Source organism: uncultured Porphyromonas sp. (assembly GCF_902489635.1).
Lineage (GTDB): Bacteria > Bacteroidota > Bacteroidia > Bacteroidales > Porphyromonadaceae > Porphyromonas.
This window is the reverse complement of the sequence record NZ_CABUAN010000025.1, coordinates 19,322-33,624: the sequence shown is the minus strand read 5'-3', so window position 1 is coordinate 33,624 and position 14,303 is coordinate 19,322. Positions and strand designations below refer to the sequence as shown.

Sequence of the window (14,303 nt, the reverse complement as noted above, 5' to 3'; positions counted from 1 at the left end):
AGTCAATTTTGAGTTGAGTCAAAACCTAACTCTTGAGCTGAGTCAATTTTGAGTTGAGTCAAAACCTAACTCTTGAGCTGAGTCAATTTTGAGTTAAGTCAAGACCTAACTCTTGAGCTAAGTCAATTTTGAGCTGAGTCAAGAACTAACTCTTGAGTTTAGTCAAGAGTAAAGTTGAGACCTAATTCTTGAGTCAGATTTAGAGTGAAACAATCGCCCCAGAGGCTTATAACATAAGTAGTAACCAAAGAACGAGATGGACAGATCAAACAGTCGCCCGCTCTACTTAGGCTTCGCTTCACAAAAGGGAGGAGTCGGTAAGAGTACGCTAGCCGAAGTGCTAGCATCTATTTTATACTACGAGAAAGATATCCCTCTTGTCGTAGTAGACTGCGATGGCACGCAGGAGTCATTTTTCAAGCTCCGAGAGCGTGACAGAGATCTTATTGGAACCTCTCCAGATATAGGGAAGGCACTCCACGAGCGACTTGCCCAATATGGGAAGAAGTCTTACCAGATTATCCGAAGTAATCTAGAACAGGCAATAAGCAATACAGAGCAGTACTTGAGTAAAGCACCGATAGCTCCCCAGCTCGTTATATTTGACTTCCCTGGTCATGTAGCTACCAGTGCTATGATGGAGCTATCCATTATGATGGACTATATCATCTCCCCCATAGAGGCTGACCCGCAATCATTGGCATCAAGCTTTGCTTATGCCAAGACGATCCAAGAGCTAGGTGTAGGCTTTGCAGAGTCTCAAATCCAAGATCTCTTTTTGCTTTGGAACAAAGTAAATCGCAGTGCCAGCACGATGGTCATCGAACTGTTCAGTCAGCATGCCCAAGAGCAGGGCTTGAAGATTCTAGACACTCGTATCTACCATTCTGTTCGCTTCAGTCGTGAGCTAGCTCAAGGGGGTGTCAAGGGAGTCTTTCGTTGCTCTTACCTACCTCCAGCTACAACGCTACGCCCTCAGACAGGAGTAGATGAATGGGTCGAAGAGGTGATACAGAAGCTAGGTCTACAAAAAGGTACAAGCTTATGAGCTCACTTAAAGAACAGCGAGAGCGACTGCTCCAAGCTAAGATGAGAGAGATGGCGAATATAGGGGTCACCAAGCGTACCGCAGAGAATATCCCGGACTTTGATGAGCCGATAGATTTAGATGAGGAGCCAACGCTTGAAGAGAATCCAACGCTTGAAGATGAGTGTAATGCCGTCTCAGAGACTGAGGAGACAACAGCCTCAACTCCGACCACCTCTCCTCAAGCATCCCAGCGTCACAGCTCCAAAAAGAAGTCTACTCCTAGAAGTTGCTCATCGACATTAGAGTTTGCAGCGTACGAAGAACGTTTCCTGACATCTGTACGAGATGGACGCAACAAGTCTGGCTTCAGCATTCATACCGAAGTGCTACAGCTACTTCGAAATGTGGTGAGTGACCTCCGTGTAGAGACCTCCATCACAAGCTATATTGAGAACATCGTACTGGATCACTTGAAAACGCACCAGGAGCTATTAAACCAAATCGCCTCTCAGCGGAGACGAGATAAGACTATTGACCTATGATTGAAGAGACATTGAGATGCTTACTGCTCTTATTAGTGATTGTGTGGGTAATCTTTGGCATCACATATTGGCGGAGACTCTTGAACAACTCTAAGCAAGCCCCTAAAAGAAAGGGTACAGCCAAGAGAGAGAAGACGGAACGGGCAGACTCCAATCAAGAGCGTAAGGAACCAGAGAGAGACGAACTGGTAGGCAAAAGCAAACCTTTTGTTTCCTCATCCTTCCCTACGGTTCCTAAGAGTTCCTCGTCTGAAAAAGCGGACGATAATCCCGCTACATTTGCAGAGTTAGATAGTGATAAGTCAACTCCAAGAGATGACGCTACAGAGCCTTTAGAAGCGGAAAGCGAAACTATCCCTGAGGCAGAAAACGAGATACAAGTCGCCTACACGATGGAGGATCTAGATGAGGAGAGCATCCTGCGGGAGGAGTTACAGATTGCCAGCGAAGCACTGCCCGAACTCTCCCCGACAGCTATCCTAGCAAGAGATTTATCTCGGATTAGCCAATGGAGTAAGCAAGAGGATTCACTGACTAATGAAAATGAAGAGGAGGTGTGCCAGACGCTCCGCACCTTGCGAGGAACGGAGCTTATGGATCGGCTCAAAGAGTACACGCTACAAGTGGAAGAAGCTCATCGCAATCTCTTTGCAACCCTTCGGAAAGCTGAAGGGCTAGAAGAGGAACCCTCACTTTCCCAAGTAGAGGCAGAAGCGGGAGAAGAAGACAAACCGCTCTCTTACTACTTGTAACCCAACAATAGAACAGCAAGATTATTCTTTAACAACTTGATATAACGACAGACAATGAACAGACGAATGATTAGCAAGGAACGCCTAGCGATGCTTGCCCTGACCCTGATGATGACAGGTGCGACAGCTTTTGCCCAAGGCAATGGTATGGCGGGCATCAACGAAGCGACCAAGATGGTCACTTCCTATTTTGACCCAGCCACCAAGCTCATCTATGCCATTGGGGCAGTGGTGGGCTTGATAGGCGGTGTCAAGGTGTACAATAAGTTTAGCTCAGGAGACCCCGATACGAGCAAGACAGCTGCAAGCTGGTTTGGAGCTTGTATCTTCCTCATCGTGGCTGCTACCATCCTGCGTAGCTTCTTCCTCTAATGGCTAGTTGGGAAGTAAATAAAGGAGTCGGTCGGACGGTGGAGTTCAAGGGCTTGAAGGCTCACTACCTCTTCTTATTTGCAGGAGGGTTACTGAGTATCTTCATCCTTGTAGTGATTCTCTATCTCTGTGGCATCAGTCAGATCATCTGCTTGGGCATAGGCGTAGTGGGTGCCACCGTTGTGGTGTGGCAAACGTTCGCCATGAATCGCAAGTATGGTCAATATGGATTGATGAAGCGAGGAGCTATAAGAAGACACCCCAGGTATCTCTTGAACCGCCGTTCGGTCTATCAGCTTTTTCACCAACTCAATAGCTCTAGATGATGAGAAACAGAAGCAAGATAACCACCTTAGAGTCAAAGTTCCCCTTGCTGAGTGTCGAGCATGGGTGCATTGTCAGTAAGGATGCTGATGTGACGGTTGCTTTTCGAGTGGAGCTACCCGAGCTTTTTACAGTCACATCTGCAGAGTATGAGACGATGCACTCTACTTGGCATAAAGCAATCAAGGTGCTACCCAACTTCACGATCGTTCACAAGCAAGATTGGTTCATCAAGGAGTGCTACCATACGACTTGCAAGCGTGGTCAGGAAAAGCCTTTGAGCTTTCTCGCTCGTGCCTCTGAGAGACACTTCAATGAGCGACCCTATCTAAACCATACCGTCTACCTCTTTATCACGAAGAGCAATAGACAGCGTATGGCACAGCAGAGTAGCTTCTCAACGCTTTGTAGAGGTCATCTACTCCCTAAAGAGATTACCAACGAAGAGGAGATGGTGAAGTTTATGGAGGCGGTGGATCAGTTCGAACGCATCATCAATGACTCCGAATTGATAAAGCTGGCTCGAATGAGCGAGGCTGAGCTGGTTGGCTCTAGGGAGCAAGCTGCTCTATTAGATCGCTACTTCTCTCTATCAGATAGCAGACACGGCACATTGGAGGATATACGTTTAGGGGCAGACCTTGTACGTGTGGGAGACAATATGCTTTGCCTGCATACGCTCTCGGATACGGATGATCTACCCACTACGGTCAGTACCGATGGTCGCTATGAGCGATTATCAACAGACCGCTCAGACTGCCGCCTCTCCTTTGCCTCTCCAGTGGGGCTGATGCTCCCCTGCGACCATATCTACAATCAATACCTCTTCATTGAAGATAGCGAGGCTAACTTGCAGCGTTTTGAGAAGCAAGCTAGGAATATGCACTCTCTAGCACGCTACAGCCGTAGTAATCAAATCAACGAAGAGTGGATACAGGAGTATCTCAACACAGCACACTCTCAGGGACTCACCTCCATTAGAGCTCACTTTAATGTCTTGGCATGGAGTGACGATGAAGAGGAGCTACGACAAGTCAAGAATGATGTGGGCTCTGCCCTTGCCTTGATGGAGTGCCGTCCTAGACACAACACCATCGATACAGCGACCCTCTACTGGGCGGCTATCCCGGGTAATGCAGGCGACTTTCCCGCAGAAGAGTCTTTCTACACCTTCATTGAGCCGGCTCTCTGTTTCTTCACGGCAGAGACCAACTACAAGGACTCGCTCTCACCCTTTGGGATTAAGATGGCAGACAGATTATCTGGTAAGCCGATACATCTCGACATTTCTGATCTGCCGATGAAGCAAGGAATCATTACCAACCGCAACAAGTTTATCTTGGGACCTTCGGGCAGTGGTAAGAGTTTCTTTACGAACCATATGGTACGACAATATTACGAGCAGGGGGCGCATGTCCTCTTGGTCGATACGGGTAACTCGTATCAAGGGTTGTGCGAACTAATCCATCGTAAGACAAAGGGGGAGGATGGAGTCTACTTCACCTACACCCATGACCATCCTATCTCCTTCAATCCTTTTTATACGGATGACAAGTTCTTTGATGTAGAGAAGCGGGAGAGTATCTGCACCCTACTGATGACGCTTTGGAAGAGTGCCGATGAGCGGGTCACCAAGACTGAGGCTGGAGAGCTGGGCTCTGCTGTCAATGCCTATATCGAGCTCATCTGCTCAGATGCTAGTATTGTCCCGAACTTCAACAGCTTCTACGAATACCTTAGAGATGTCTATCGTAAGGATATGGAGCAACGAGATATCAAGGTGACGCTCTCAGACTTCAATATCAATAACCTTCTGACTACGCTCAAGCAGTACTACAAAGGTGGTCGTTACGACTTCCTACTGAACTCGGATAAGAACATAGACCTGCTCTCAAAGCGGTTTATCGTCTTTGAGATTGACCAAGTGAAGGACAATAAAGACCTCTTCCCCGTGGTGACCATTATCATTATGGAAGCCTTTATCAATAAGATGCGCCGACTGAAGGGTATCCGCAAGATGATCCTTATCGAGGAGGCCTGGAAGGCGATCGCTTCGGAGAATATGGCGGACTACATTAAGTATCTCTACAAGACGGTCAGAAAGTATTTCGGAGAGGCTATTGTGGTGACGCAGGAGGTAGATGACATCATCTCTTCACCCGTAGTGAAGGAGAGTATCATCAACAACTCTGACTGCAAGATCCTCCTAGACCAGCGTAAGTACATGACCAAGTTTGATGGTATCCAGTCGATGCTGGGTCTCTCCGAAAAGGAGAAGAGCCAAATCCTCTCAATCAATCAGAACAACGATCCTCACCGACTCTACAAAGAGGTGTGGGTCGGGCTGGGAGGTATGCAGAGTGCCGTCTATGCTACAGAGGTGAGTATGGAGGAGTATCTCACCTATACGACAGAGGAGCGAGAGAAGCTGGAAGTAATGCAACGTGCGGAGCAGCTGGGAGGTGACATTGAGTCGGCCATCCGACAACTCGCCATAGAGAAAAGAGATAAGCAATAATAGTAACAATCAAATACCTAGTGACAATGAAAAAGTATCTGCTGATGGCTCTCTTTGCAATGAGCCTATTTATCCCTCAAGCCCGCGCTCAGTGGGTGGTTACCGACCCTGGGAACTTTGCTGGCAACATAGCTAACTCCATTAAGGAGATTGCCACCGCCTCAAAGACGGTCAAAAACACGCTAAGTGGTTTTAAGGAGGTGGAGAAACTGTACAACGACACCAAGAAGTACTACGATGCGCTCAAGCAGGTGAACAACCTTATAGGCGATGCCTACAAGGTGAAGGAGTGCATCCTAATGGTGGGAGACATATCAGAGATCTATGTAACCTCCTACAAGAAGATGCTAGCGGACCCAAACTTCCGCCCCACAGAGCTTGCCGCTATGGCTGCTGGATATGCCAAACTCTTGGAACTGAGTGGAGAGAGTCTTAAGGAGCTGAAGTCTGTAGCTAAGAGCAAGGTGTTCTCGATGAATGATAGCGAGCGTATGCAGATGATAGACCGCATCTATACGACACTACGTGAGTATCGATCGATTGTATCTTACTACACCCGAAAGAATATCTCCGTGAGCTATGTACGTGCTCACGAGAAGAATGATCTAGCATCGGTCAAAGCGCTTTATGGAAATCCAGAGAGCCGATATTGGTAAGACTGACTACGTAAAGATAGCCGTTAGGATCTATGGACTTTGCATCACTACATGAATTACTCCGCTCCACCTATCAGGAGATGATGCCTCTCTGTGGAGAGATGACGGGCATTGCCAAGGGGATTGCGGGATTAGGAGCTCTCTTCTATGTAGCCGTAAGGGTGTGGTCTTCGTTGTCTCGTGCCGAGCCGATTGATCTTTTCCCCTTACTGCGACCTTTTGTGCTGGGCTTCTGTATTATGTTCTTCCCAACGATTGTGCTGGGTACGATGAATACGATTCTCTCTCCTGTGGTACAAGGTACAGAGCGAATGGTCAATAAGCAGACGGTACAACTAGACAAGTTGATTGCTAAGCGTGACAAACTACAAGAGGCTGCCTATCTCCGTAACCCCGAGACGGCTTACTTGGTTTCCAATGAAGCTTTTGACCAAAAGATAGAGGAGATGGGGATCATCGGTCCGAGCGATGCGGTGACCATCGCTGGAATGTATGCCGAGCGTGCTGCTTACAAAACAAAGCAATGGCTGATGAAGCAACTCCATGACCTCATAGAGTTGCTATACCATGCAGCTGCTCTGATTATTGATACGCTCCGGACCTTCTTTCTTATCGTGCTGAGCATACTGGGACCAATCGTCTTTGGTATTGCCGTTTGGGATGGATTGTCGGGGTCGCTTACGGCTTGGTTCTCCCGCTACATATCGGTCTATCTGTGGTTACCCGTGAGCTCTGTCCTCTCTGCTCTCCTCACAAAGATACAGGTGTTGATGGTGCAGAAGGATATTGCAGCATTGAGTGACCCCAACTATCTGCCCGATTCGGGTAGCTGGTACTACATTGTCTTCTTCTTGATCGGTATCGTGGGGTACTTCTGTGTTCCTACGGTAGCGGGCTGGATTATAGAGGCTGGTGGTGGTATCGGGGCATACGGACGCAATGTCAATCAGACGGCGCAACGAGGTGCCCAAGGTGCCTATACGGGAGGTAAGGCGGTCGCTGGTGCCACTGGATCTATAGCTGGCAACGTAGGCGGACGTATCAAAGGGGCACTTATCAAGGGCAAATAGCGTCCCTTCAGCCGAAGGGTGGCTATGACACGCTTGATGAGGATGCGATGACCACGTGACGGTCGTATGACGGTCAGGTGGGTAGGATTAGCTCCTCCTATGTGTGTCAATGTAGTAGCTGGGGGAGGTAATCGTAGTGCCTGCCGTGCGGCACTACAGTTCCCTACCCATGGCACTGGAGTTTCCTGCCTATGAAACTAGAGTTTCTTACCTATGACACTACAGTTTCTTCCGTATGAAACTGCAGTGTCAAGTGGGGTTGGCACTAGAGTTTCACCCGTATGGCACTGGAGTGCCAAGGCACATTGGCACTAGACTACCCCTCAGAAGTTTTTAGATATAAGACAATTAGAATAATGGAATATGGAATTCAAATCACTCACAAACATAGAGACCTCTTTCAAGCAGATTAGGCTCTACGCTATCATCTTTGCGATAGTCTGCATAGCGGTCAGTAGCTATGCGGTCTATGCTTCGTACAGCTTTGCTAAGAAGCAGCGTGAGAAGGTGTACGTACTAGACCAAGGAAAGTCTCTGATGCTGGCTCTTAGCCAAGACGCTTCGATGAACCGCCCAGTGGAGGCTCGAGAGCATGTAAGACGCTTTCACGAGCTTTTCTTCACGATTGCACCCGACAAGGATGCTATCGAGAAGAATATGGAGCGTGCTTTCCAACTATGTGACAAGTCCGCCTTTAACTACTACAAGGATCTAGCGGAGAAAGGGTACTACAATCGAGCTATCTCGGGCAATGTCAACCAACGTATAGAGATTGACTCCATACGGTGTGACTTTGACTCATACCCCTATGAAGTAACCACCTTTGCTCGGCAGTTTATTATCCGACAGAGCAATGTCACGGAGCGGAGCTTGGTGACTAGTTGCTCGCTACAAAACTCGGTTCGCTCGGACAACAATCCACAAGGGTTTCTGATGGAGCACTTCCTCGTACGAGAGAATCGTGACATCCAAACTTACAAGCGATAAGAATATGAAGCGGAGAAGTAGACCTACCCTCAGAAGAAGCTATTTGAGAGGGCAGGTACGGCTAAGAGAGCGATGCAATATGCTAACGAACAGACAGCGACAGATTATTGTCTACGGACTGAGTCTCGTCTACCTAGTCTGCTCAATCTGGATGGTGGCACAATTCTTCCTCCCGCACCGTGAGGAGAAGCCACCTATCCCTATGGGAGAGCTGGTGGACAGCCCGATACAGAGGGATACAACCTACATCAAGAGAATGGAACATTTAGTGATTAGTAACTATGGAGCATAAACAGAAAGAACAATTGAAGAAGGTGTTAGTCTTCGCAGGGCTAGGGATTATCTTTGCCCTTGCTATGTGGTTTATATTTGCACCCGCCACTAAGGAGCAAACGGACACTGGTGAGGGGTTGAATGACAACATACCACAAGCTACGACCGAAAAGCTTACGGAGAATAAACTCAAAGCCTATGAACTAGTTGACCATACAACTCAAGAGGAGCAAGCTCGTGAGGAGGTGGGGAGACTGGCGGAGTACTTTCAGCAGGAGGGAACCTCGTCTGAGAGCGACCCGCAGGAGGCGGTCGTTGGCAATAAGATTGAGTCTTCGATGCAACGATACGAGGAGAACAACCGTTTGCTAGCGGACTTCTACGGCTCTGACCCTTATGAGGAGGAGCGAGAAGCTATGCAACAGGAGATTGATGACCTCAGACGTGAACTGCACGAGCTTAGCCAACAAGACGATGATGAGGAAGCTAAGCAACTAGCTCTTATGGAGAAGAGCTACCAAATGGCGGCTAAGTACTTGCCCGCAGCTGGTGCCTCTTCTGCCCATGGAGCTATGCCTATGAGTGAGCAGTCTCAGATGGTCTCTCCGCCTAGCGGTGGAGCTGCCAAGGACGAGGCTCCAATGGAGATAATAGCTGACCACAAGCCGTTGGTCTCAGCACTGGACCAGCCTATGAGTGACGAGGAGTTTATGGAGATGTACGGAGCCAAGGAGCGGAATATGAGCTTTCATTCGCTCTTTAATAGCTCCGCACGCTCTGGCGAGCGCAATACCCTTTGCGTAGTGGTGGACAAAACAACGACCCTCAAAGAGGGTGACTACGTTGCCCTTCGCCTGCTGGAGACGGCTCGTGTGCAGCAAATATCAATTCCGAAGCATAGTCTCTTGATGGCACAAGCTAAGATAGATGGCAACCGAATGCAGCTAGTGATTAAGAGCATAGAGGTGAATGGTCGCATTCTGCCGGTCAAACTATCTGCCTATGATACAGACGGACAGATGGGAGTCTATATTCCTGGCTCTGAAGAGGTGTCAGCGCTCAAGGAGGTGGGGGCAAATGTCGGGGGATCGATGGGAACCTCTTTCACCTTTTCCTCATCGGCTAAAGACCAAATCATCTCAGAGGTGACTAGGGGGGTGATGCAGGGAGCTGGACAACTACTACAGAAGAAGCTCCGAACGATTAAGGTGACGCTCAAAGGAGGATATAGACTATTCCTTGTACAGACGAAGTAAGCTTTTAGAACTCTAACAATAACAACTGATATACTTATGAAGAAATGGATTTTATCTATCGTAGTTTGTGCTACGATAACGCTCCCTGCTATGGCACAACAAGTAGAGGGAAACAATCAACTACTGAGTAGCGGAGACCTTTACCAAGGGATGAGCCGATCGATACCGAATGGACGGGTCGTATTGCCCTACGGGCTGGAGGTCACGTTTGAAAAGACGGTGCATCTCATCTTTCCTGCAGCTATACGCTATGTTGACCTCGGGTCGCAAAACATTATTGCAGGGAAGGCTGACGATGCGGAGAATGTGCTGCGTGTAAAGGCTGCCGTCCGAGAGTTTGAGACTGAGACCAATATGAGTGTCATCTGTGAGGATGGTTCATTCTACGCATACAATGTGAAGTATGCGGATGAACCAGAGAAGCTCAGCATAGAGATGAAGGACTTTCTATCTCCTACGGAGGGAAGACTGCCGAGCAATCGTGCGGACATCTACTTCAAAGAGCTGGGAAGTGAGTCGCCCATATTGGTTAAGCTGATTATGAAGAGCATTTACCAAAATGATAAGCGAATTATCAAGTATGTTGGGGCGAAGCAATTCGGGATGCGCTTCCTTCTTCGTGGCTTATATGCCCACAATGGGTTGCTTTACTTCCATGTCCGTATGGATAATGAGTCTAATATGCCGTATGCGGTGGACTTCATTACGTTCAAGGTGGTGGACAAGAAGGTTGCGAAGCATACAGCTATACAGGAGCGAATACTACAGCCACTACGTGCTTTTCATCAGGTGATGTGGATTGGAGCGGGACGCTCTGAGAGAATAGTCTTTGCCTTGGAGCAGTTCACACTATCAGAGGATAAGCAGCTTGAAGTGACGCTCTACGAGCGAAACGGGAGTCGCACGCTCACTTTCTATGTGGAGCCTGAAGACCTTTTGCTCACTAAGAAGATTGATAACCTTAAACTGAAGTGGTGATGAAGAGATGGTTATCTATGATGGTCTGCGTGATGGTGGCTATGGTTGCTGTTACACCATCGTACGCACAGCGACTAATCCCTAGGCAAAATAGCGTTGAGTTGGTCGGCTCTATGCCGATTATCAAGGGGGAGAAACTATTCGCAAAGGAGAGCTTTGGGGTAGGTCTAGCGTTCGCACACTACTTCAAGCGGGCGAACTACGCTTTTCTCTTGGCGGAATATGAGCAGCAAGGGTTGACTTATCGCTCTTACAATGTTCCACTGCGTGATGCGCTCCTGCTTTTCGGCTATATGCACCCGATACTCTCAGATAGGGGGAAGAATGTCTTTGGCTACTTGGGGTTATCCGCTCTCTGCGGTTATGAAGAGCTGAACGATGATAAACGGTTGCTCCCCGATGGGGCTACACTCCTTGATCGGTCTCGCTTTACTTATGGTGGGGCGATACATGGCTCGGTGGAACTGTTCCTAACAGACAATCTGCTCTTCGTCCTCAAAGCTCAAGGGCGACTGCTCTTTGGCTCTGACCTGCATCGTTTTCGTCCTGCTATCTCAGCAGGACTCAAGTTCAATATCTAACTACCATCAACAATGAAAAAGTTCCTAGTGAATACGATATGGGCTGTGGGAGGGGTTGCCCTCGCCCTATTTTGTCTATCTGCTTGTACTCGTGAGCTGGATGTGCAGCAGGCTTACGACTTCTCGCTCGAAGTGATGCCGGTGCAGAACTCCATAGCTAAGGGGGAAACGGCTGAAATACGCTGTAGCCTCAAAAGAAGTGGTCGCTTTGCCAATACGCAATACACGATCCGTTACTTCCAGCCGGATGGCAAGGGTTGCTTGAAGATGGATGATGGCACTGTATTCAAACCGAATGATCGCTATCCGCTCACGAGAGACGCCTTCCGTCTCTATTACACTTCACGCTCTACTGACCGCCAAACGATTGACATCTACGTGGAGGATAACTTCGGACAGCTTCAGCAACGGACTTTCAACTTCAACAATGAAAGGGAGGATAAACCATCATCAATAGAAATACAGCCAACTTAGGAAGAAGTGTAATCTTCTTTTTTGCGACTTTCTTTTGCTTCTTTGCTTTGGTCGCCTACTCGTACTCAAAGACAAAGAAAAGAAGCCCCCGAAAGTGTTGCCGTCTGTCGGTTACCTTTTGGGGGGCTTTTGTTATTGAATCTACGAACAAGGTTCCGAATCTTCATCCTTTTACTTACCTTTGAGACAAACAAAGAATAAAGAGGATATGGCAAGAGCTACAACAAAGGCGGATTTGATGACATCTGCGAATCAACAATTTGTGAAGATGTGGGAGCTCATAGATAGGATGAGTGAGGAGCAACAAGCGACACCTTTTGCTGTGGAAATGACTACAAGCGGTAAGGAAACACATTGGAGAAGAGACAAGAACTTGAGGGATGTACTTGTGCATCTGTACGAGTGGCATAATCTGCTATTGAATTGGGTCCAAGCCAATAGCAATGGGGTGCCTAAGCCTTTTCTTCCCGAACCTTACAATTGGAGAACTTACCCTGCACTGAATGTTGAGTTTTGGAAGAAGCACCAAAGCACATCGTTGGAGGAAGCAAAGGAAAACTTGAAAGCGTCTCATAATGCGGTAATGGTTTTGATAGAAAATTATTCCAATGATGAACTTTTTGCCAAAGGCTCATTGCCTTGGACTGGGACATCTATACTCGGAGCATATTGTGTCTCGGTAACGGCAAGTCATTACGATTGGGCGATGAAGAAAATAAAGAAGCATATCAAATTCTTGAAATAACCTTAGTGAAAAAGAGCCGACAGCTCCTTTACCGACCTTCATCGTACAACTTCCCGTATCAGTTGGCTATGGGCATTGACAAGGCTCACGATTTGCTCGTGGTATGGGGTGTTTTGGTTGCACACGCCACGGCTCTGTATCACTTGTAGTGTGTCCAAAGAGACCTCTATCGTCTCTATTCGTTTGCCCTCAATGGTTGCAGACAGAATGAGTGAGTTTTCTTTGAGGTAGTACTCATTTGAAAATAGACAGTGGTGCAATTCAGCTCCTTCGTCTATATACTCTTGCACGCTCTCCAGGACGTGTACTTGGATTGTGCCGTCCGTGAAACAGATGCCGAAGAACTTTGACTTGAGTTCACGAAAACGCTCTTCGTCCGCCATTGCCTTTTCCCGCTTTCGCTCCATTGCCTCCCGCTCACGCTGTCTGCGCAGCTCCACTTCTCGTTTGTTATGCTCTCCTCTGAGGTCGGAGGGGCAGATGTATTTCGGATTGTGGATGTCCTTACCCAATCGTTTGAGCATATCTACATAGTCACACCATAAGGCAATGTCGCTTATTATGTAGTGGTGACGAAGTGTCAACTTGTATGAGCTCCAATAGTTGTCAAGCCCTTTGCCCCTTGATAGGAGGTATCTTAAATCTTTATATCGTCCTGCTTTCATCATTGTTTCTGCACGACTATCAGTAAGTAAAGCTGGGATGAGTCGAGTAGGAGCTATGCCGTGAAACTCTCGATTGAAGCCATTTCTATAAAGCGTATTCGTGACCTTTAGCTTAGGATATATCTGCGAATAGGCTACATATCGGTAAGCTTCGCTATCGTTACGAATAGCCATCGGAGAGCAAAAAGAAAAGCTATCAATATAGTGTCCAAAAGTTCGCTGTATGGCTACTAATGCTTGTCTCCCTGCATCGTTCCACCAATAATGCCCAATCTCAATGACCGAAGTCTTTGCTCTACACCCTTTCTCCATACCTACAACAAGGAGAAACATCCGCAACACTTGATACTCACCACAAGTGGTTAGTAGCGTGAAGTACTGCTTCTGTTGTAACTTACGCGCTCTTGTTGTCTTGACTTGCAACCTTGCCCTACATTGAGGGCAAGTGCAAGTATCTATAGGCTGCTCTAAAGTCCAACTATAACCACAATCCATACAAGTCGTACGACCTTTAGGTAAGCGGAAGGCAAAGTGGTCTATGCACTCTCGGAATGCCCATTGACGCTGTGCTTTTGTTATTGGGCATAGTTTCGTACTCAGTGCCATTACGGTTTTCTCAAACTTGTTCCTAGGTTTCATAAGGCAAGGGTGTCAAATAGTGTGGGTTGCGGTTGTATAGAAGATGTTGTCTCGGATCTTTCAGTTCTCTTGGGTCGCTCGTATCTCTTCTGCAATTTGACAAGTTCCTCTTGTTGGTATTGCTTGATAGCTTCCTGCCGTGCTTGCTTTTTCTCTTCTTCGGAGAGCTCTACAACGTGATTGACCACAACATTGCAACCAGAGACTTTATCCACCTCTATATCATCTTCATCATAGTAGTGAACTGCCATTGAGTATATCTCCTCATCGGCAAAGCCATTACAACCACTTCTTTGCACCTCACTCAAGATATAGAGAATGCACTCCTCTATGTTCTTATGGGGCTTCTGTAGATTGGGCGCAAACAAAGGGTCTGTCATCGCACGTCCATTAAGATACTCGGCTATCGTTCGGGTAAATTGTTCTGTTCCTTTCATTGTC

At 47.6% G+C, this 14,303-nt stretch carries 17 protein-coding genes; 15 read left to right on the top strand and 2 right to left on the bottom strand.

What is annotated here, in order from left to right; translation table 11 throughout:
* Window positions 1-256 precede the first annotated feature (256 nt).
* The 15 genes from RDM37_RS06045 (at window position 257) to RDM37_RS05975 (ending at window position 12,558) form a co-directional block, all read left to right on the top strand.
* The gene (locus tag RDM37_RS06045) at window positions 257-1,048 is read left to right on the top strand and encodes a ParA family protein (protein WP_308555886.1); all 792 of its coding nucleotides are present in this window, start codon (window positions 257-259) and stop codon (window positions 1,046-1,048) included.
* A complete protein-coding gene (locus tag RDM37_RS06040) occupies window positions 1,045-1,572 on the top strand; it encodes a DUF3408 domain-containing protein (RefSeq protein WP_308555884.1) in 528 nt (175 codons plus the stop codon). Before RDM37_RS06045 ends, RDM37_RS06040 begins: the two co-directional genes overlap by 4 nt.
* Window positions 1,569-2,324: a hypothetical protein gene (locus RDM37_RS06035; protein WP_308555882.1), complete on the top strand. Its 756-nt coding sequence runs from the start codon at window positions 1,569-1,571 to the stop codon at window positions 2,322-2,324. Before RDM37_RS06040 ends, RDM37_RS06035 begins: the two co-directional genes overlap by 4 nt.
* Before the next feature lie 66 nt (window positions 2,325-2,390).
* Complete coding sequence (locus RDM37_RS06030) at window positions 2,391-2,696, top strand: DUF4134 domain-containing protein (RefSeq protein ID WP_004330933.1); 306 nt, start codon at window positions 2,391-2,393, stop codon at window positions 2,694-2,696.
* Window positions 2,696-3,022, top strand: a complete 327-nt coding sequence (locus RDM37_RS06025) for a DUF4133 domain-containing protein (protein WP_297168781.1) — start codon at window positions 2,696-2,698, stop codon at window positions 3,020-3,022. The genes RDM37_RS06030 and RDM37_RS06025 overlap by 1 nt, the downstream gene beginning before the upstream one ends.
* Window positions 3,022-5,538 (top strand): TraG family conjugative transposon ATPase, encoded by a 2,517-nt coding sequence (locus RDM37_RS06020; RefSeq protein WP_308555892.1) that lies wholly within the window; start codon window positions 3,022-3,024, stop codon window positions 5,536-5,538. Before RDM37_RS06025 ends, RDM37_RS06020 begins: the two co-directional genes overlap by 1 nt.
* A gap of 26 nt (window positions 5,539-5,564) precedes the next feature.
* Complete coding sequence (locus RDM37_RS06015; protein WP_308555880.1) at window positions 5,565-6,194, top strand: DUF4141 domain-containing protein; 630 nt, start codon at window positions 5,565-5,567, stop codon at window positions 6,192-6,194.
* Window positions 6,195-6,226: 32 nt separating this feature from the next.
* Window positions 6,227-7,264 (top strand): conjugative transposon protein TraJ, encoded by a 1,038-nt coding sequence (gene traJ, locus RDM37_RS06010; RefSeq protein ID WP_025884381.1) that lies wholly within the window; start codon window positions 6,227-6,229, stop codon window positions 7,262-7,264.
* A gap of 363 nt (window positions 7,265-7,627) precedes the next feature.
* On the top strand, window positions 7,628-8,251 hold the full coding sequence (traK, locus tag RDM37_RS06005; protein ID WP_004330615.1) for a conjugative transposon protein TraK: 624 nt from the start codon (window positions 7,628-7,630) through the stop codon (window positions 8,249-8,251).
* A gap of 4 nt (window positions 8,252-8,255) precedes the next feature.
* A complete protein-coding gene (locus RDM37_RS06000) occupies window positions 8,256-8,543 on the top strand; it encodes a hypothetical protein (RefSeq protein WP_308555878.1) in 288 nt (95 codons plus the stop codon).
* Window positions 8,533-9,780: a conjugative transposon protein TraM gene (gene traM / locus RDM37_RS05995; RefSeq protein WP_308555876.1), complete on the top strand. Its 1,248-nt coding sequence runs from the start codon at window positions 8,533-8,535 to the stop codon at window positions 9,778-9,780. The genes RDM37_RS06000 and traM overlap by 11 nt, the downstream gene beginning before the upstream one ends.
* A gap of 36 nt (window positions 9,781-9,816) precedes the next feature.
* Window positions 9,817-10,758, top strand: coding sequence for a conjugative transposon protein TraN (gene traN, locus RDM37_RS05990; protein ID WP_308555874.1), 942 nt, complete (start codon window positions 9,817-9,819; stop codon window positions 10,756-10,758).
* Complete coding sequence (locus tag RDM37_RS05985) at window positions 10,758-11,339, top strand: conjugal transfer protein TraO (protein WP_308555872.1); 582 nt, start codon at window positions 10,758-10,760, stop codon at window positions 11,337-11,339. The genes traN and RDM37_RS05985 overlap by 1 nt, the downstream gene beginning before the upstream one ends.
* A 12-nt stretch (window positions 11,340-11,351) precedes the next feature.
* Complete coding sequence (locus RDM37_RS05980) at window positions 11,352-11,813, top strand: DUF3872 domain-containing protein (protein ID WP_308555870.1); 462 nt, start codon at window positions 11,352-11,354, stop codon at window positions 11,811-11,813.
* Window positions 11,814-12,021: 208 nt separating this feature from the next.
* Window positions 12,022-12,558, top strand: a complete 537-nt coding sequence (locus RDM37_RS05975; RefSeq protein ID WP_308555868.1) for a ClbS/DfsB family four-helix bundle protein — start codon at window positions 12,022-12,024, stop codon at window positions 12,556-12,558.
* 38 nt (window positions 12,559-12,596) lie between these two features.
* Here the strand turns inward: RDM37_RS05975 and RDM37_RS05970 are convergent, their stop codons facing one another.
* Window positions 12,597-13,862, bottom strand: coding sequence for a PcfJ domain-containing protein (locus tag RDM37_RS05970; protein ID WP_308555866.1), 1,266 nt, complete (start codon window positions 13,860-13,862; stop codon window positions 12,597-12,599).
* Complete coding sequence (locus RDM37_RS05965; protein ID WP_308555864.1) at window positions 13,859-14,299, bottom strand: PcfK-like family protein; 441 nt, start codon at window positions 14,297-14,299, stop codon at window positions 13,859-13,861. Before RDM37_RS05965 ends, RDM37_RS05970 begins: the two co-directional genes overlap by 4 nt.
* Window positions 14,300-14,303: the final 4 nt, after the last annotated feature.

Coding starts and splice junctions, on each gene's coding strand:
- RDM37_RS06045 (WP_308555886.1), top strand. CDS start 257: ATGGACAGATCAAACAGTCGCCCGCTCTACTTAGGCTTCGCTTCACAA.
- RDM37_RS06040 (WP_308555884.1), top strand. CDS start 1,045: ATGAGCTCACTTAAAGAACAGCGAGAGCGACTGCTCCAAGCTAAGATG.
- RDM37_RS06035 (WP_308555882.1), top strand. CDS start 1,569: ATGATTGAAGAGACATTGAGATGCTTACTGCTCTTATTAGTGATTGTG.
- RDM37_RS06030 (WP_004330933.1), top strand. CDS start 2,391: ATGATTAGCAAGGAACGCCTAGCGATGCTTGCCCTGACCCTGATGATG.
- RDM37_RS06025 (WP_297168781.1), top strand. CDS start 2,696: ATGGCTAGTTGGGAAGTAAATAAAGGAGTCGGTCGGACGGTGGAGTTC.
- RDM37_RS06020 (WP_308555892.1), top strand. CDS start 3,022: ATGAGAAACAGAAGCAAGATAACCACCTTAGAGTCAAAGTTCCCCTTG.
- RDM37_RS06015 (WP_308555880.1), top strand. CDS start 5,565: ATGAAAAAGTATCTGCTGATGGCTCTCTTTGCAATGAGCCTATTTATC.
- traJ (WP_025884381.1), top strand. CDS start 6,227: ATGGACTTTGCATCACTACATGAATTACTCCGCTCCACCTATCAGGAG.
- traK (WP_004330615.1), top strand. CDS start 7,628: ATGGAATTCAAATCACTCACAAACATAGAGACCTCTTTCAAGCAGATT.
- RDM37_RS06000 (WP_308555878.1), top strand. CDS start 8,256: ATGAAGCGGAGAAGTAGACCTACCCTCAGAAGAAGCTATTTGAGAGGG.
- traM (WP_308555876.1), top strand. CDS start 8,533: ATGGAGCATAAACAGAAAGAACAATTGAAGAAGGTGTTAGTCTTCGCA.
- traN (WP_308555874.1), top strand. CDS start 9,817: ATGAAGAAATGGATTTTATCTATCGTAGTTTGTGCTACGATAACGCTC.
- RDM37_RS05985 (WP_308555872.1), top strand. CDS start 10,758: ATGAAGAGATGGTTATCTATGATGGTCTGCGTGATGGTGGCTATGGTT.
- RDM37_RS05980 (WP_308555870.1), top strand. CDS start 11,352: ATGAAAAAGTTCCTAGTGAATACGATATGGGCTGTGGGAGGGGTTGCC.
- RDM37_RS05975 (WP_308555868.1), top strand. CDS start 12,022: ATGGCAAGAGCTACAACAAAGGCGGATTTGATGACATCTGCGAATCAA.
- RDM37_RS05970 (WP_308555866.1), bottom strand. CDS start 13,862: ATGAAACCTAGGAACAAGTTTGAGAAAACCGTAATGGCACTGAGTACG.
- RDM37_RS05965 (WP_308555864.1), bottom strand. CDS start 14,299: ATGAAAGGAACAGAACAATTTACCCGAACGATAGCCGAGTATCTTAAT.